The sequence below is a fragment of the Coralloluteibacterium stylophorae genome (genome assembly GCF_018122625.2).
Lineage (GTDB): Bacteria > Pseudomonadota > Gammaproteobacteria > Xanthomonadales > Xanthomonadaceae > Coralloluteibacterium > Coralloluteibacterium stylophorae.
Genome location: NZ_JAGQFT020000011.1, coordinates 140,057 through 156,424, shown reverse-complemented (window position 1 = coordinate 156,424; position 16,368 = coordinate 140,057). Strand labels below are relative to the sequence as shown.

The window sequence follows — 16,368 nt, the reverse complement described above, 5'->3', positions numbered from 1 at the left end:
CTGTTGTCGACTTGGTCGAGCTCTGCAAGATGGACGATTCATCCATCCGCCAGACGCCCGCACAAGTCACCTGCGCACACTGTCAAAGATCTTCCGGAACAACCACTTGGGAGCATCTCGCTTCCCGTTCCGGACCGGAGTGTCTCGCCCCGGTGAGCCGCTCATCATACATGAGGTTGGCGGCTCGTCAACAGGTTTCGAAGAATTTTTTCTTCTCGACCCCGCCGGCTGATGCCGGCGCCCGCCTCGTGAGCGGCCGGCTAGTATAGCCAGGCCCGGCGCCGTCGCGCCAGCCCTTCGACACAACTTTTTCACGCCCCCCTGGAGATCCGATGATCCGCCGCCTGCCGATGTCGCTCCTCACTGTGTGTGCCTGCCTAGCCAGCAGCGGCTGTGCCAGCGAGCCGTGGGTGGAGCTGCACGACCAGCGCTTCACCGTCGAGGTCGCCAACGACGACGCGGCGCGCGCCCAGGGGCTGATGTTCCGGCACGACATGGCCCCCGGCCACGGGATGCTCTTCATCCATGAGCAGGAGGAGCCGCAGGCGTACTGGATGAAGAACACCCGCATCCCCCTCGACATCCTCTACTTCGATGACGAGCGCAGGCTCGTGTCGGCACAGCTCGGCGTTCCCGCATGCTCCCTGGGCAACGCCTGCCCGCCCTACCCGAGCGAGGGGCCGGCGCGCTACGTGCTGGAGCTCAACGCGGGGGTCGCCCGCGACCTCGGGGTGAAGCCGGGCGACGAGCTGCTGTTCGGGCCAGGGCTGGGCCCCGACACGCCGACCCGCGTCACGGAATGAAAGGCGGCGGATGTGGACGCGCTTGATTCGCCGTTCCTGCGCCGCCACATTCGTCGGCATGGAGACCCGCATCAAGCTTCCCGACTGGGACGCGCTTGCCGCACTCGCGGATGACGATGTCCCGCTCGTGGAGACGGCGCTGCTGATCGCGCGCGACGAGTACCCCTCGCTCGATCCCGATGTCTACAGCGCCTGCATCACCCGGATCGCCGACGCTCTGCGCGAGGAGGTCGCCGCGATCGACAGCGCGCCCGACCGGATGGCGACGATCAATCGCCACCTCTTCGAGGAGCTCGGCTTCGCCGGCGACGCCGACCGCTACTACGATCCGCGCAACAGCTACCTCAACGATGTCTTCGACCGGCGCCGCGGCATCCCGCTCTCGCTGGCGCTCGTGCAGATCGCGGTGGCGAGGGCGCTCGACGTGCCGCTCGACGGGGTGTCCTTCCCTGGCCACTTCCTCGTCAGCCTCGCGGTCGACGACGGCATCCTGGTCATGGACCCGTTCAACCGCGGCCGTTCGATCGGCGCCGAGGAACTCAAGCGCCGCGCCACGCCGCATCTCGGCGGGCAGGCGCCGGACGACGGGCTGCTGTTCGAGATCCTGTCGCCCGCCTCGCACCGGGCGATCGTGATGCGCATGCTGCGTAACCTGAAGTCGCTGTACGCGGAGGACGAGGCCTGGGACAAGGTCGCGCGCTGCGCCGACCGTCAGCTCAAGCTCACCCCGGGCACGCTCGATGGCCTGCGCGACCGGGGCATGGCCTACCTCAAGCTCGGGCATCCGAGTGCCGCGCGCGAGGATCTCGCGCGCTACCTCGCGCTGGCGCCGACCGCGGACGACGTCGACGCGGTGCGTGCGGCGCTGATCGAGACCGGCCGCTCCACGACCCGGCTGAACTGAAGCCGGGACCGCAGCCTCTCAGACCTCGACCATCTCGAAGTCGTCCTTGGTCACGCCGCAGTCGGGACAGGTCCAGGTGTCGGGCACGTCTTCCCAGCGGGTACCCGGCTCGATGCCGTCCTCGGGGATGCCCTTGGCCTCGTCGTAGATGTAGCCGCACACCACGCACATCCAGGTCCGGGTGGCGGGGGCGGTGTCGGATCCGTCGGTCATGAGCTTGGGCGATAATGCGGGGCTGCCGATTTTCCCACGATTGCCGCAGGTCTTGTGAACGCTTCCCGGTGGCCGCACGGCGGTCTCTATCTGCTCACGCCCGACGAGGCGGACACGACGCGCCTGCTCGCACGCGTCGCCGAGGTGCTGCACCCGGACCGGGTGGCGCTCCTGCAGTACCGCAACAAGCCCGCGCTGCCCACGCTGCGCGTCGAGCAGGCGCTCGCCCTGCGCGCGTTGAGCCGCGAGCGCGGCGTGCCCTTCATCATCAATGACGACGTCGCGCTCGCCGCGAGCGTCGGCGCCGACGGCGTCCACCTCGGTGCCGACGACGGCGACCTGACGGCGGCGCGGCAGAGGCTCGGTGCCGACGCGATCGTCGGTGCCTCCTGCTACGGCGACCTCGACCGCGCCGCATGCGCGAGTGCGGCCGGTGCCGACTACCTGGCCTTCGGCGCCTTCCACGCCTCCGCCACCAAGCCCGCGGCGCGCCGGGCCGACCATGCGCTGGTCGCCGCGGCGGCTCGCTTCCGACTGCCACGGGTGGCGATCGGCGGCATCGACGCGCAGAACGCCGCCGCGACCGCCGCGTCCGGCGCCGAATTCCTCGCGGTGATCGGCGGCGTGTTCGGCGCCGCCGATCCACCGCGCGCCGCGGCGGCGATCGCGGCCGCCATCGCCGCCGCGCGCGCCGACCGCGCCATCCCCGATTTCGACAAGGATCCACGATGAACACCGACACCTCGCACGCCCTGTTCACCCGCGCCCAGGCGCGCCTGCCCGGCGGCGTCAACTCGCCCGTCCGCGCCTTCGGCTCGGTCGGTGGCGAGCCCTTCTTCGCCGCGCGCGCGGAAGGCCCCTACCTCTGGGACGTCGACGGCAACCGCTACATCGACTACGTCGGCTCCTGGGGGCCGATGATCGCCGGCCACGCGCACCCCGCGGTCATGGCGGCGGTAGCCGAGACGATGCGCCACGGACTGTCGTTCGGCGTGCCCAACGCGCTCGAGGTGGACATGGCCGAGCGCCTCGCCGCGCTGGTGCCGAGCCTGGAGATGGTGCGCATGGTGAACTCCGGCACCGAGGCCACGCTGTCGGCCATCCGCCTGGCGCGCGGCGCGACCGGGCGCAGCCGCATCGTCAAGTTCGAAGGCTGCTACCACGGTCACGGCGATTCGTTCCTGGTGAAGGCGGGCTCGGGCGCGCTGACCTTCGGGCTGCCCAACTCGCCCGGCGTGCCGCAGTCGCTGGCCGACCTCACCCTCACCCTGCCCTACAACGACTTCGAGGCGGCCGACGCGCTGTTCGCGCTGCACGGCGCGGAGATCGCGGGCCTGATCATCGAGCCCATCGCCGGCAACATGAACTGCATCCTGCCGCGCGAGGGCTACCTGCAGCATCTGCGTGCGCTGACCTCGAAGCACGGCGCGCTGCTGATCTTCGACGAGGTGATGACCGGCTTCCGCGTCGCTCCGGGCGGTGCACAGGAGCTGTTCGGGGTGACGCCGGACCTCAGCACCTTCGGCAAGATCATCGGCGGCGGCATGCCGGTGGGCGCCTACGGCGGGCGACGCGAGCTGATGGCGCAGGTCGCGCCGTCCGGCCCGATCTACCAGGCCGGCACCCTGAGCGGCAATCCGGTCGCGATGGCCGCGGGCCTGGCGACGCTGGACCTGCTCGGCGCCCCGGGCTTCCACGATGCGCTGCTGGGCAAGACCCACCGCCTCTGCGATGGACTCGAGGCGGCCGCGCGCGACGCCGGCGTGCCGGTCACCACCAACCGCGCGCCCGCCATGTTCGGTCTGTTCTTCACCGACCAGAAGGTCGAGAGCTTCGCCCAGGCCACCGCCTGCGACGTCGCCGCGTTCCGACGCTTCTTCCACGGCATGCTCGCGCGCGGCGTCTACCTGGCACCGAGCGCCTACGAGGCCGGGTTCCTGTCGGCGGCGCACGACGATGCCGACATCGACGCGACCGTCGAGGCGGCGCGCGGCGCCTTCGCCGACGCCCGCGGCTGACCGCTCCGCACCCGCCAAGCAAAAGGCCCGCGAGCGAACTGCTCGCGGGCCCTTCATCGAACCGCCGCCCGGGGTAGGCCCGATGCAGGCGCGCTCAGCTGCGCCCGTAGACGTCCTCGAAGCGGACGATGTCGTCCTCGCCCAGATAGCTGCCCGACTGCACCTCGATCAGCTCCAGCGGCAGGCGTCCGGGGTTGTCCAGGCGATGGGTCACACCCAGCGGGATGTAGGTGCTCTGGTTCTCCGACAGCAGCAGCACCTCGTCGCCGCGCGTCACCCGCGCCGTGCCGCTGACCACGATCCAGTGCTCGGCGCGGTGGTGGTGCATCTGCAGGCTCAGCGATGCGCCGGGCTTGACGGTGATGCGCTTGACCTGGAAGCGCGCGCCGTTGTCGATCGAATCGTAGGCGCCCCACGGCCGGTAGACCTTGCGATGGCTGATCGCATGCGTGCGCGTGCCGTCCTTGAGCTGCGCCACGGCGTCCTTGACCTTCTGCACCTGGCTGCGGTCGGCGACCAGCAGCGCATCCGGCGTGTCGACCACCACCACGTCGTCGAGGCCGATCGTCACCACGAGCTTGTCGGCGTGCACATAGGTGTTGCGCGAATCGATGGCGATGACGTCGTCGGCATGCGCGTTGCCGTCGGCATCGCGCGGGGTGATCGCCCACAGCGCCGACCACGATCCGATGTCGCTCCAGCCTACGTCCACCGGCAGCACGGAGGCGCTGTCGGTCTTCTCCATCACCGCATAGTCGATCGACTCCGACGGGCAGGCGGCGAAGAGGTCCTTCGGCACGCGGACGAAATCCGCATCGCGCGCGGCCTGCTCGAACGCCACCCGCACCGCGGCCAGGATGTCCGGACGGTACTGGCCCAGGGCGTCGAGATAGCGTTGCGCGCCGAACAGGAACATGCCGCTGTTCCAGGCGTAGTCGCCGGAGTCCACATAGCCCGCGGCGGTGGCGGCGTCCGGCTTCTCGACGAACTCCAGCACCTCGCGCACGCCCTCGCCGGGCGCCGACCGGATGTAGCCGTAGCCGGTCTCCGGCGCCGACGGCAGGATGCCGAAGGTGACCAGCCGGCCAGCTTCGGCGCTCGCGCGCGCGCCCGCGACGGCGGCATGGAAGGCCGGCACATCGGCGACCACGTGATCGGTCGGCAGCACCAGCAGCAGCGCATCCTCGCCCGACTGCAGCGCCTGCAGGGCGGCGAGGGCGATGGCCGGCGCGGTGTTGCGGCCGACCGGCTCGAGGATCACCGCCTGCGGCGCGGCACCCACCTCACGCAGCTGCTCGGCGGCGAGGAAGCGATGCTCCTCGTTCGCCACTACCAGGGGAGCCGCCTCGGCCACGCGCTCGACCCGCTTCCAGGTCTCCTGCAGCAGCGAACCGCCCCCGGTCAGGGGCAGGAACTGCTTCGGATAGTTCTCGCGCGACAGCGGCCACAGGCGCGTTCCGGAGCCTCCGGAAAGCAGCACGGGAAGAATCTTCATCGACGTGTCCTCGTCTCGTTTCGCGATGGGACCGCGCCCGCTCCGGGCCGCGCTCCGTCCTTGTCAGTATGCGGGCGCCTGGTGCCAGCGCCACGCGGTCTCGATGATGTCGGCGACGCGCGTGTAGCGCGGCGTCCACTCCAGCTCCTGGCGCGCCCGCACGCTGTCGGCGACCAGCACCGCCGGATCGCCGGGACGCCGCGGCGCCACCTCATGCGCGATGGCGCGCCCCGCCACTTCCTCCGCAGCGCGGATCACCTCGCGCACGCTGAACCCCTGCCCGTTGCCGAGGTTGAACACATGTGCACCGCCATGTGCCGCCATGTGTCCGAGCGCGCGCAGGTGCGCGTCGGCGAGGTCGAGCACGTGGATGTAGTCGCGGATGCAGGTGCCGTCGCGGGTCGGATAGTCGGCGCCGAACACCTTCATCGCCGGCCCCTGTCCGAGCGCGGCGCGCAGCAGGTTCGGGATCAGGTGGGTCTCGGGGGTATGCGCCTCGCCGATCCGGCCGTCGGGATCGGCGCCGGCCGCATTGAAATAGCGCAGGCTGACCGAGCGCAGCCCGTAGGCGGCAGCCGCGTCCGCGAGCACCTGCTCGATCATCAGCTTGCTGCGCCCGTAGGGATTGATCGGCTGCGTGGGATGCGACTCGTCGATGCGCTCGGCCTGCGGATTGCCGAACACCGCCGCTGTCGAGGAGAACACCAGCCGCTCGACGCCGTGGCGCCGCATCGCCCGCAGCAGGTTGAGGCTGCCGGTGACGTTGTTCTCGTAGTAGGCGTAGGGATCCTGCACCGACTCCCCCACCAGCGAGCGCGCGCAGAAGTGCATGACCGCATCGACACCGCGCCCGGCGAACGCCTGCTCCAGCGTCTCCGGGCGCAGCAGGTCCGCCTCGACCAGCTCGCCCCAGAGCACCGCCTGGCGATGGCCGGTGCTCAGGTTGTCCAGCACCACCACCTCGTGGCCGGCCTCCGCCAGCGCCTTGCACATGTGGGCGCCGATGTAGCCCGCCCCTCCGCATACCAGAACCCGCATCCGTATTCGCCTCTCAGGTCGTTGGGGTGATGACTCAGGCCGCCTGCGCGGAATCGATCAGCGCGAGGATCTCCTCGGTGCGCCGGCGCATCAGCGCGGCGTCGCCACGGCTCTCCACGTTCAGGCGCAGCACCGGCTCGGTGTTGGAGCCGCGCAGATTGAAGCGCCAGTCGGCGAATTCGAGGCTGAGGCCGTCGGTCCGGTCGATCGCGGTGGCCTGAGGCGCGTAGTGCTCCTCGATGCGCGCGATGCTGGCGCGGATGTCGGCCACGTGGCGGTTGATCTCGCCGCTGGCCGGATACCGGCGCATGCGTTCGGCGACCAGCTGCGACAGCGGCTGTCCGCGGCGGGCCAGCAGCTGCGCGACCAGCAGCCACGGGATGTTGCCGTTGTCGCAGTAGGCGAAGTCGCGGAAGTAGTGATGCGCGCTCATCTCGCCGCCGTAGATCGCGTCCTCGGCGCGCATGCGTTCCTTGATGAAGGCGTGTCCGGTCTTGGACTGCACCGGCTGGCCGCCGGCGGCGCGGACCTGGTCGATGGTGTTCCAGGTCAGGCGCGGGTCGTGGATGACCTTCGCGCCCGGCTCCCGCGCGAGCATCGCCTCGGCGAGCAGGCCGACGATGTAATAGCCCTCGATGAAGGCGCCGGTCTCGTCGAACAGGAAGCAGCGGTCGAAGTCGCCGTCCCAGGCCACGCCGAAGTCGGCGCCATGCTCCAGCACCGCCGCGGAGGTCGCCGCGCGGTTCTCCGGCAGCAGCGGGTTGGGGATGCCGTTGGGGAAGCTGCCGTCCGGCTCGTGGTGGATGCGCACGAACTCGAATGGCAGGTGCGGCGCCAGCGCGTCGACCACCAGGCCGGCACCGCCGTTGCCGGCGTCGACCACGATCCTCAGCGGCGCGAGCGCCTCCAGGTCGAGGTAGCCGAGCAGGTGGCGGACGTAGTCCTCGCGCAGCGACAGCGGCGTGGTGGCGACCTCTCCGCGCGGACGCGCGTCCATTGCCGACACCATCTCCTCGAGATCGCGCAGCCCGGTGTCGCCGGAGATCGGCACGGCGCCGGCGCGCACCAGCTTCATGCCGTTGTAGTCGATCGGGTTGTGCGAGGCGGTGACCATGATCCCGCCATCGATGCCGGGCTGGAACGCGGCGAAATACACCTCCTCGGTTCCGCACAGCCCGAGGTCGAGGACCTCGGCGCCGCCTTCGGCAAGACCTTCGGCGAGCGCGCCCAGCAGCATCGGGCTGCTGTGCCGCACGTCGCGCCCGACCGCGACGCGCCGCGGCGCGAACCGGCGCGCATAGGCGAGGCCGAGGCGATAGGCGAGGTCGGCATCCAGCTCGTCCGGCACGCGGCCGCGGATGTCGTAGGCCTTGAAGCAGGGAAGCGTCGGCATGGGATGGGTGACCGGTGGGGAAGGGACGGGGGGTGGCGGGCGATTATGGGACAGCCTGCGCGCGCGACGCGGCACGGCCGGTGCGGACCCGGCCTGCGATGTGTCCTCGGCGGCGCAGGCGATGGCGGGGCCTGCGCCGTGCCGCGTCCCGGCCTCCACGAAGGGCGTCGCCGTCGTGGCCGGGGCGCCGAATCCGAGCGCACCCTGCCAGCGCCGCCGGACGAGGACGCCGAGCGCTCGCACGCTGTGGGCGGCTTCCATCGCGAGCAGCAGGGGCAGGCTCCAGGCCCCCAGTGCGCGCGCCACCGCACCTTCGCGCCAGAGCGCGCTGCGCAGCGCCGCCACGTCGGCGAACACGGGCAGCCGGCGGTCGCGCCCGAAGTCGACCGAACGCCGCGCCACCGCGAGCCGGCGACACACCTCGCGGGTCGGCAGCACCAGGCTCCAGGCGAGCTGCCGCCAGGCGCGCTCGGCGTCGGCAGCCACGTCCGCCGCACGCGATGCGCGGGGACCGCGCAGGTAGCGCATGACGCCGACGAAGAGCTCGCCGTTGCCGGGCTCGACGCGCGCCTGCCATCCCGCCACCTCGAGGTTGGACACGACCCGACCGTCGTCGCGGCGACGGAAGGCGTGGACGCTGTGCAGCGGCGGTTCGAACAGGGCCTCGACGAGATGCCAATGGCGCAGCACGCTGCTGCGGACGTCGAGAGGACTGTAGCCGTCCCGCTGCAGGAGCAGACCGCTGGTCCGCCCGAAGTGCGCGTCGTCGAAGTGCTTGTAGTTGGAGCGCGCGATCAGCACGCACTCCCAGCGCCAGCGCGGCAGACCCGCCATCAGCAGGCGCTGCGTGCTCGCGTACAGGCCGGTGTCGCACAGCACGATGCGCTCGGCGCCCCGCGCGACCTGCTCCACATGCCGCTCGAACAGCCGCGTCTGCACCTCGAGCGCGGCCAGAAAGGCCATCCCGCCGCGCGTGCGGGCGAGCAGCGGCCGGAAGTTCGCCTCCGAGAACGGCCGGTCCCATTCCGGCCCCAGCGCAAGCCGCACGGGCACCAGGCTGCGGGCGACCTCGGCGCAGCTGGCGCCCGCGAACTCGCGACCGATCTCCTCGAACGCGCAGGCCGCGCCCCGCAGCAGCGCCGCCCGCGCGGCGACCAGGCGCGAGACCATCAGGTCGCGCCTGGGCGTGCGCAGGGTGAGGCGGGCGCGCTGCAGGTAGGCCTCGAACGCGACGCGCTGGCGCAGCCCGCCGCGCGCGCAGAACACGACGACGGCGCGTTCGTCGAGCGTGCGCAGGTACAGCCACAGGCGCTGGCAGAACATGCCGACCACCGGCCCGAGCACCTGCTCGGCGACCGCCTCGCGGCCGCCGGCGATCCTGCCGATCGGGCGGCCGGGAAGCGGCATGCGCCTGCGCATGGCGCGGAACCCCGCCCACAGCGCGGCGTCGCCGCGGAGCAGCAGCCGTGCCGGCGCGGCCGGAACGATGCGCCACGTATGGATCCCCTGCGCCGCCGGCGAGGCGCGATCGGCCGTGGCGTCGGGGCCCAGGTGCAGGAGTCGACCGGGCTCCACGCCCTCCAGTTCGAGCACGCGGCCGAACAGGCCACCGTCGCGCTTGCTGCAGCCGCGGTCGGCGCTGGTGTGGATCGCATCGACCGCGTCGCCGGCACCGTGCCGCTCCAGCAGCCGCCGGATCTGGGCGGCGGAATACGCCGTGTCGCTCAAGGCGACGACGCGCACCCCCCGCCGCCGCGCATGCGCGAGCCAGTCCAGCAGTCGTCGGTTTGCGCGCAGGCAGCGCGCCTGCCCCTCGAGTTCCACCTCGGCGATCGCGTCGCTGCCCTCGGGGGGCAGGCCGAGGATCTCGACCACGGCAGCGAGGATGTCGCGCTGCGAGACCACGCGCCCCGCGCCCTCCACCTCGGCTGCGCGCCGGAGCAGATCCGCCGCAGCCTGACGCAGCGATGCCAGTTCCCGCGCGCGCCCCGCCAGTTCCGGGAGTTCGCCATGGCGCGCACAGGCGCGCGCCGCACGCAGCAGGCGGCGCCGCCTGCTCACCGGTCGCCGCAGGAGCAGGCCATCGAAGACGCCGACACTGACCAGATCGAGCTGGGCGCACAGTTCGAGCGGGGGCAGCTTCACCGGCAGTCTCCTCGCCATTCCCGGCGCCCGGCTGCCCCCTGTGGCGCGGACGCTCCCGTGGATCGTTTGCTCGCGACCCGCGTGGCGGGACGGCGCCGTCTGTCCCGCCTCCGCGCGCTCAAGCATGCCTGGCAAGCACCGCCTCCATCTGCTGTGCGGCCAGGTTCCAGTCGAAGGCACGGGCCCGTTCGAGCCCGCGCTGCGCCATGTCCTGGCGCAGCGCGGCGCTTCCGGCCAGGCGCAGCATCACCGCGGCCAGGCCGCCCGCGTCCGCCGGATCCACGTAGAGCGCCGCGGACCCGGCGATCTCCGGCAGGCAGGTGCGGTCGGTGGTCACCACCGGCGTCCCGCAGGCCATCGCCTCGACCAAGGGCAGGCCGAAGCCTTCGTACACGCTCGGATAGAGCAGGCCCAGCGAACCCGTCAGCACCGCAGGCAGCAGTGCATCCGGCAGGTAGCCGGTCGCCACCACGCCTTCCGCGGTGGGAATTCCTCCGCCGTCGCTGCCGAACACGCGGCTGGTCCCGGCGCCGCCGACCATGACGAGGCGCGTCTGCGCCGGGAGGCGCCCGCGCACCTGCTCCCAAGCCGCGGCGACCAGCCGCAGGTTCTTGCGCGGCTCCAGGGTCGAGAGGGTGACGAAGTACGGCCGGTCCCCGAGCCCGAGGCGCTCGCGCATGGCCTGTACCGCCTGTTCCGGCGCGGGGCTGAAGGAGGCATCGACGCCGTTCGCGATCACCGTCACCGCCGAACGCGGCAGGTGCAGCACCTCGCACAGACGGCGCCGCGAGTACTCCGAGACGGTGACCACCGCGCGCACGGCGCGGGCCAGCCGCGGCAGCAGCATCCGGTTCAGCCGCACGAACGCCGGCGCGAACCACTCCGGATGGTCGAACAGCGCCGCGTCGTGGATGGTCACCACCTGGTTGCGGTACATCACCGGCCCGTTGCTGCATGGGCTCCACAGCAGACGCCCGCGCGCGCGCAGCGGCAGGATCGCCTGCTCCCAGGCGTGGCCCGGGGCGCCGCTGCCGAAGCGCGGCTCGATCACCACGTGCGGACGACGGAGCCGACGCTCGAGTTCCGTCGCGACCCGCTGCACGCCGGTGATCCGCTGCGCGCGGTAGCGGCCGTCGATCGCGATCTCGGCCGCGCCCGCATCGATCTGCGGCGTCGGCTCCTGTCCCCGTTGTTGCCTTCCATCGCCGGCGAAGGGAACGCGGGCGAACGCCGCATGCGGCGTCAGGTCCTCGACACGATCCATGGCACCCCCCACAGGTCCATTGCGTCCGCTGGCCGCGCCGGGCGCGACCCTCCACGGTGTTCCGGCCGCCGGTCCGCCACCGCCCTCGCCGCCTCGCCGGCTCCGGCGTCGGACTTCGCGCGATGGGAGCGGACCGTGGCCATGGTCAAAGCTCGAGGATGCGCATCGGCCGGCAGCGACCGCGGACCAGATCGACGAAGGCCAGCAGGTTGCCGCGCACGCGTCCGGGATAGTCGTTGTCGCGCCGGAACGAGACGGTGTGCCACAGGTTGGACGCGATGTTGCGGGCGAGCAGCCGCAGCGTATGGCGCGCCGACATCGTGCGCTTGCGCACGAGGTAGAGCGGGTTGGCGATCTGCGAGTAGCCCAGGCGCAGGCCCGAGCCGCGGCCGCCGGTCACCCCGAGGTGCACGCCGCGGCAGCCCGGCTCCAGCACCAGCGTGCCGTGCCGCAGGGCCAGCCCGGAGTAGTCGACGTCCTCCTGCCAGCTGTACAGCGGCAGCGCCTCGTCGAAGCGGACGCCGGCCGCGACCGTGCCGCGGAAGCTCATGTTGCAGCCGTAGAGGGAGCCCAGCCGGCACTGCACGGGGCGCTGCGAGGAGTGCGGGACCATCGGCAGGCGGCCCTCGAGATAGCTGCGGGCATCGTCCTCGCTCACCCCCCCGCGGGTGACGCCGTCGGCCAGGACCCTGCCGGTGATGCCGACCACCTCCGGCTGGGTGCGGTAGGTGGCCTCGCAGACCTCGAGCCAGTGCGGATCCGGCCTGAAGTCGTCGTCGAAGAACACCACGAACCAGTCCCGCCCCGGCGTCCCGCCCGTATGCGCGGCCAGGGCATCGAGCGTGGCATTGCGCTGGCTGGACAGCCCGGGCCTGCCCAGGTGCACCTCGACGCCCAGCGCACGCGCCTGCGGATGCTCGGCCAGCCCCTCCACGTCGGCCGGCTCGGTGCCCACGATCACCACCGCCCGCGGGCGCAGGGTCTGGGCGGCGAGGTAGTCCAGCAGCAGGCGCGTCTGCGGCGCACGTCCGCGCGTGGCGACGGCGACGTAGGCGTCCAGCCGCCGCTCCACGGTGTCCTGGTCGGTGATCGCGTCCATGTTCGGTTCCTCTAGAGTGCGCAAAGGGGTCGGAGCAGACGGCGCCGGTACAGGGCGCCGAGCAGCATGCAGGCCATCGCTGCGTAGCCGATCACGCGCGCGACGACCGCGCCGGATTCGGCATGGAACGGCACCAGCGCCGCGAGCAGCGCGACGGTCGCGGCGGCGCCGACGAGGCTGGACGCGGAGACGTGCAGATCCTCGCGGAGCGGGATCAGGACGTAGCCGGCCATCGATTCGCAGAACGCCGCCAGCGGGAACAGCACCGCGAGCATGCGCAGCAGCCGGATGGTCGGCTCGAAACCGGGCCCGAGGATCAACGGCACCACGCTGCCGGCCACCAGCCACGTGCCGAGCATCAGTGCCAGGCCGAACAGGTTGATCGCGAGCACGCTCCTGCGCATGACGTGCCAGGACCGGGTCTCGCCATCGGGGTGCGTCACCAGCCGCGACAGCGTCGCGACGAGCACCTGCTTGGCCGGCTGCAGCAGCCCCAGCGCCACGGTCACCAGCCGCTCGGCGGCGCCGTACCAGCCGACCGTCTGCGCCGGCGCGAACATGCTCAGCAGCACGGTCGCCGAACTCGACATCAGCAGGTTGAGTCCATTGCTGGCGAACAGCGCCATCGAGCCGCGGATCAGCGTCACCGGCCGGTGCAGGCGGATGCTGGCGGCGCCGAGGCGACCGATCGCGACGGCATAGGCCACCGCGCTGCAGACCAGGCCGGAGAACAGCAGGATCTGCATCACCAGGACGGCGTCGCCGGCGCCGTCGACCAGCAGCAGGATCAGCGGCAGGTTGATCGCGAAGCCGAGCACCTCGAGCGACACCGAGGTGCGGAAACGGTGCAGCCCCTGGAAGTGCCAGCCGAGATTGAAGGACGCGACGATGCCGCTGAAGGTCGCCAGCACGCCGAGGATCGGCTCGGCCAGCAGCACCGGGGACAGCAGGGTACCGATCACGCCGACGGCCATGCCGGCCGGCACCAGCAGCAGTCGGGCGGCGAGTTGCTGGCCGAGGATGCGCGCTTCCTCCGCCCGCGAACCCGCCGCGGCGGTGTCGCGTGCGCCGACGATCGCGAAGCCGAACTCGACCAGCAGCCAGACCACCTGCATCAGCGACATCGCCGCCAGCAGGCGGCCGTACTCGTCCGCGCCCAGCACCCGCCCGTAGAAGGGGACCAGCACCAGCAGGTAGCCGTAGCGCAGCAGGTAACCGGCGTAGACGAAGGCGAGCGCACGGCGGGTGCCGCCGCCGGCCGGCGCCGCGACTCCTGCGATCGGTGCGCTAGGCGGCATGCCAGCTCCCGGCGCCGGCGACCGGCGCATGCTCCGCGGAGTCGTAGCCATCGAGGCCGCGACGCAGCGGACGCCGCCTCGGGAAGGCGATCGGCACCGAGCAGATCACCCCGCAGAACATGTAGAACAGCATCGGCAGGTCGAACACGGTGCCGACCATGACCGCGATCAGCAGCACGCTCAGGATGCCGTGCTTGCTCGCGGCGACCAGCGCATGCACCAGGCGCGGCGCCGCCGGCGGCGGATGCACCCGGAACACGGCGACCACGAACGCCAGGAACAGGAAGGCGCCGGGCACGCCGAGGTTCGACAGCAGCACGATCGGGTAGCTGGAGGCGCGGGTGCTCCCGAGGCCGGTGCCCAGCCCCCAGCTCCCCAGGAACGCATCGAACGACACCGCGTTCCACATGCCGCGCTCGTCGGCGGAATCGCTGTCGACCTTGTTCACGATCATGCTTTCGAACAGCAGCCTGGCCTGTTCCACCACCACCGGCACCAGCACCACGACGACCGCGACCACGACCAGGCCCACCGCGGACATCCGCAGTGCGTGCGCGAGGTCGCGCCGGCCGGCGCCGGCCACGGCCTGCCACACCGTGCGCAACGCGATGAGCGCGATGTACATCCCGAGCCCGACATAGCCGGCGGTCGAGGTGGCCAGCAGCACCGCCACCAGGCTCAGCGCCGCCAGGGCACCGGTCGCGCGCGGCCGGATGCCGCGGCGGTAGAGCCCGTAGCAGAAGGCGAACAGCGGCAGGGTGAACCCGGCGAAGGCCGAGGCCTCGGAGAAGGTGCCGTTGATGCGCTTGATGAAGCCGCCGACCGTGGATTCGGTCATGAAGTTGTAGCCGGCCGTGTGGAACGGCTCCAGCAGGTTGCCGAGGCCGGCGTAGTAGCCGACCTGGTCGACCGCCGCCGCCACCAGGTTCAGCCCCGCGAGGACCAGCATCGCCCTGGCGAAGCGTTCGTAGCCGCGCGCCATCCGCACGAAGGTGGTGGTCAGGCAGAACGTCGCCAGACCGCCGAGCGCGTAGACCGACTGGGTGATGTTGCCGGAGTTGGGCACGAGGATGCCCACCGCCGGGCCGCCCTCGCCGCCGCGGCTGAGCGGGATGACCTCGACGTCGCCGGCGAACAGCCGCGGCAGCAGCATCGCCGCCGCCACCGCCCACAGCATCAGCAGGCCGAGGAAGAAGCCGGGCTGGTCCGGGGTGAGGGCGATGGTCGGCGAGGTCAGCCGCCCGCGCAGGAACAGCGCCATCGCCAGCAGGCCCAGCGACAGGTAGGCCGGCGCGACCGTCGCGCCGCCCAGCGCGGGCAGGCTGATCGCGGCGCTGCCGCCGAACAGCGTGGCCAGCACCGCCACCCACATGGTGGCACCGGGACGGACGAGTGCGATCACCAGCCCGATGGCCAGCACCACCACGCCCATCCACTCGATGCTCATGGTGCGCCCCCGCCCGCCGCGGATGCGCCGGTGCAGGCCATCAGGTGCGCGTGGTAGCGCGCGTCGATGAAGTGCCGCAGCCGGGCGCGGAACACGTCCAGCGAGAACGACACGGCGTGCGCCCGCAGACGCGCCGGGTCGAACAGGTCGGCGGCCTCCTCGCAGGCCTCCACCGCCGCGATCAGCGCCTCGACCGACTGCTCATGGAACAGCACGCCGGTCTCGCCATGCACCACCGTCTCCAGCGCGCCGCCACGCCCGAAGGCGATCACCGGCCTGCCGCTGGCCATCACCTCGAGCGGGACGATCCCGAAGTCCTCGACGCCCGGGAACACCAGCGCGCGGCAGTGCGCGAAGTGATGCGCCATGGTCGCGTCGTCCACCGCGCCGAGGAACTCGACGTTCCTGCCCGCGCGCTCGCGCAGGCGGTCGTCGACGCCGCTGCCGATCACCCGCAGCGGCTTGCCCAGCCGGGTGAAGGCGTCGACGGCGAGGTCGATGCGCTTGTACGGCGTTACCTGCCCGGCACAGAGGTAATAGTCGTCCGGGCCGTCCGGCGCGGGTGCGAAGCGGCCCACGTCCACCGGAGGGTGGATCACCGCCGCCTCGCGCCGGTAGAACTTCTCGATCCGCCGCGCGACGTAGGAGGAGTTCGCCACGAAGGCGTCGACGCGCGCCGCGGTGGTCACGTCCCACTGGCGGATGACCGGCGCGGTCAGCGACATCAGCGCGCGGGCGAGCCGCCCGGCGCCGGCGCGGTACTGCGGATACAGGTCCCACACGTAGCGCATCGGCGAGTGGCAGTAGCACACGTGCAGCGCATCCGGGCGCGTCACCACGCCCTTGGCCGGACCGGCCTCGGAGGAGATCACCAGGTCGTAGCCGGTCAGGTCGAACGCCTCCAGCGCGAACGGCATCAGCGGCAGCATCTTCTGGTAGTGGCGCACGCCGCCGATGCGCTGCAGGAACGAGGTGGTGATGCGGTGCCCGCGCAGACGGTCCGACAGCCTGGAGGGATCGGCGACCAGGGTGAAGATGTCGGCGTCGGGAAACAGCTCGCACAGCACCTCGAGCACCTTCTCGCCGCCGCGCATGCCGACCAGCCAGTAGTGCACCAGGGCCACGCGCGGGCGCGCGGGCGCCGGGAACGGGAGGGAGCGCGGCGCCGCCTTCTGTGCCGGCGCGCCGGCCGCGGCCGGCGGATGCTCGGGCGCTGCCGCGATGGGGAAAGTGCGTTCCTTCAGGGCCATG

13 protein-coding genes are annotated in these 16,368 nt (G+C 71.8%); 4 read left to right on the top strand and 9 right to left on the bottom strand.

Annotation, left to right across the window (positions count from 1 at the left end):
- Positions 1-332 precede the first annotated feature (332 nt).
- Together KB893_RS15550 and KB893_RS15545 are read left to right on the top strand one after the other, a co-directional pair.
- Positions 333-803 (top strand): DUF192 domain-containing protein, encoded by a 471-nt coding sequence (locus KB893_RS15550; RefSeq protein ID WP_377731363.1) that lies wholly within the window; start codon positions 333-335, stop codon positions 801-803.
- A 58-nt stretch (positions 804-861) separates the two neighbouring features.
- The gene (locus KB893_RS15545) at positions 862-1,707 is read left to right on the top strand and encodes a SirB1 family protein (RefSeq protein ID WP_211926966.1); all 846 of its coding nucleotides are present in this window, start codon (positions 862-864) and stop codon (positions 1,705-1,707) included.
- A gap of 18 nt (positions 1,708-1,725) precedes the next feature.
- Here the strand turns inward: KB893_RS15545 and KB893_RS15540 are convergent, their stop codons facing one another.
- The gene (locus KB893_RS15540; protein ID WP_211926965.1) at positions 1,726-1,920 is read right to left on the bottom strand and encodes a rubredoxin; all 195 of its coding nucleotides are present in this window, start codon (positions 1,918-1,920) and stop codon (positions 1,726-1,728) included.
- Between the two features lie 54 nt (positions 1,921-1,974).
- Between KB893_RS15540 and thiE the strand changes: the two genes are divergently transcribed.
- Both thiE and hemL read left to right on the top strand, forming a co-directional pair.
- Positions 1,975-2,652, top strand: a complete 678-nt coding sequence (gene thiE / locus KB893_RS15535) for a thiamine phosphate synthase (RefSeq protein WP_211926964.1) — start codon at positions 1,975-1,977, stop codon at positions 2,650-2,652.
- Entirely contained in the window at positions 2,649-3,938 is a 1,290-nt protein-coding gene (hemL, locus tag KB893_RS15530; RefSeq protein ID WP_211926963.1) for a glutamate-1-semialdehyde 2,1-aminomutase, read from the top strand. The genes thiE and hemL overlap by 4 nt, the downstream gene beginning before the upstream one ends.
- Positions 3,939-4,032: 94 nt before the next feature.
- Here the strand turns inward: hemL and KB893_RS15525 are convergent, their stop codons facing one another.
- From KB893_RS15525 to KB893_RS15490, 8 genes are all read right to left on the bottom strand, one after another.
- Positions 4,033-5,433 (bottom strand): mannose-1-phosphate guanylyltransferase/mannose-6-phosphate isomerase, encoded by a 1,401-nt coding sequence (locus tag KB893_RS15525; RefSeq protein WP_213173858.1) that lies wholly within the window; start codon positions 5,431-5,433, stop codon positions 4,033-4,035.
- Positions 5,434-5,496: 63 nt separating this feature from the next.
- Positions 5,497-6,471 (bottom strand): UDP-glucose 4-epimerase GalE, encoded by a 975-nt coding sequence (gene galE / locus KB893_RS15520; RefSeq protein WP_211926961.1) that lies wholly within the window; start codon positions 6,469-6,471, stop codon positions 5,497-5,499.
- 34 nt (positions 6,472-6,505) lie between these two features.
- The gene (locus KB893_RS15515; RefSeq protein ID WP_213173861.1) at positions 6,506-7,864 is read right to left on the bottom strand and encodes a phosphohexomutase domain-containing protein; all 1,359 of its coding nucleotides are present in this window, start codon (positions 7,862-7,864) and stop codon (positions 6,506-6,508) included.
- A 2,263-nt stretch (positions 7,865-10,127) separates the two neighbouring features.
- Complete coding sequence (locus KB893_RS15510) at positions 10,128-11,273, bottom strand: glycosyltransferase family 4 protein (protein ID WP_211927216.1); 1,146 nt, start codon at positions 11,271-11,273, stop codon at positions 10,128-10,130.
- Positions 11,274-11,418: 145 nt separating this feature from the next.
- Positions 11,419-12,372 carry a glycosyltransferase family 2 protein gene (locus KB893_RS15505; RefSeq protein WP_211927215.1) on the bottom strand — a complete coding sequence of 318 codons (954 nt, stop codon included), beginning with the start codon at positions 12,370-12,372 and terminating at the stop codon, positions 11,419-11,421.
- An 11-nt stretch (positions 12,373-12,383) separates the two neighbouring features.
- Complete coding sequence (locus KB893_RS15500; protein WP_211927214.1) at positions 12,384-13,670, bottom strand: oligosaccharide flippase family protein; 1,287 nt, start codon at positions 13,668-13,670, stop codon at positions 12,384-12,386.
- Positions 13,660-15,117: a hypothetical protein gene (locus tag KB893_RS15495; RefSeq protein ID WP_211927213.1), complete on the bottom strand. Its 1,458-nt coding sequence runs from the start codon at positions 15,115-15,117 to the stop codon at positions 13,660-13,662. Before KB893_RS15495 ends, KB893_RS15500 begins: the two co-directional genes overlap by 11 nt.
- Positions 15,114-16,367: a glycosyltransferase gene (locus KB893_RS15490; protein WP_211927212.1), complete on the bottom strand. Its 1,254-nt coding sequence runs from the start codon at positions 16,365-16,367 to the stop codon at positions 15,114-15,116. The genes KB893_RS15495 and KB893_RS15490 overlap by 4 nt, the downstream gene beginning before the upstream one ends.
- Position 16,368 lies beyond the last annotated feature (1 nt).

Bases quoted from the DNA above. Each gene is read 5' to 3' on its own strand.
- galE (WP_211926961.1), bottom strand. From the start codon at position 6,471: ATGCGGGTTCTGGTATGCGGAGGGGCGGGCTACATCGGCGCCCACATG.
- KB893_RS15545 (WP_211926966.1), top strand. From the start codon at position 862: ATGGAGACCCGCATCAAGCTTCCCGACTGGGACGCGCTTGCCGCACTC.
- KB893_RS15510 (WP_211927216.1), bottom strand. From the start codon at position 11,273: ATGGATCGTGTCGAGGACCTGACGCCGCATGCGGCGTTCGCCCGCGTT.
- KB893_RS15525 (WP_213173858.1), bottom strand. From the start codon at position 5,433: ATGAAGATTCTTCCCGTGCTGCTTTCCGGAGGCTCCGGAACGCGCCTG.
- hemL (WP_211926963.1), top strand. From the start codon at position 2,649: ATGAACACCGACACCTCGCACGCCCTGTTCACCCGCGCCCAGGCGCGC.
- KB893_RS15495 (WP_211927213.1), bottom strand. From the start codon at position 15,117: ATGAGCATCGAGTGGATGGGCGTGGTGGTGCTGGCCATCGGGCTGGTG.
- KB893_RS15515 (WP_213173861.1), bottom strand. From the start codon at position 7,864: ATGCCGACGCTTCCCTGCTTCAAGGCCTACGACATCCGCGGCCGCGTG.
- KB893_RS15500 (WP_211927214.1), bottom strand. From the start codon at position 13,670: ATGCCGCCTAGCGCACCGATCGCAGGAGTCGCGGCGCCGGCCGGCGGC.
- KB893_RS15540 (WP_211926965.1), bottom strand. From the start codon at position 1,920: ATGACCGACGGATCCGACACCGCCCCCGCCACCCGGACCTGGATGTGC.
- KB893_RS15490 (WP_211927212.1), bottom strand. From the start codon at position 16,367: ATGGCCCTGAAGGAACGCACTTTCCCCATCGCGGCAGCGCCCGAGCAT.
- KB893_RS15505 (WP_211927215.1), bottom strand. From the start codon at position 12,372: ATGGACGCGATCACCGACCAGGACACCGTGGAGCGGCGGCTGGACGCC.
- KB893_RS15550 (WP_377731363.1), top strand. From the start codon at position 333: ATGATCCGCCGCCTGCCGATGTCGCTCCTCACTGTGTGTGCCTGCCTA.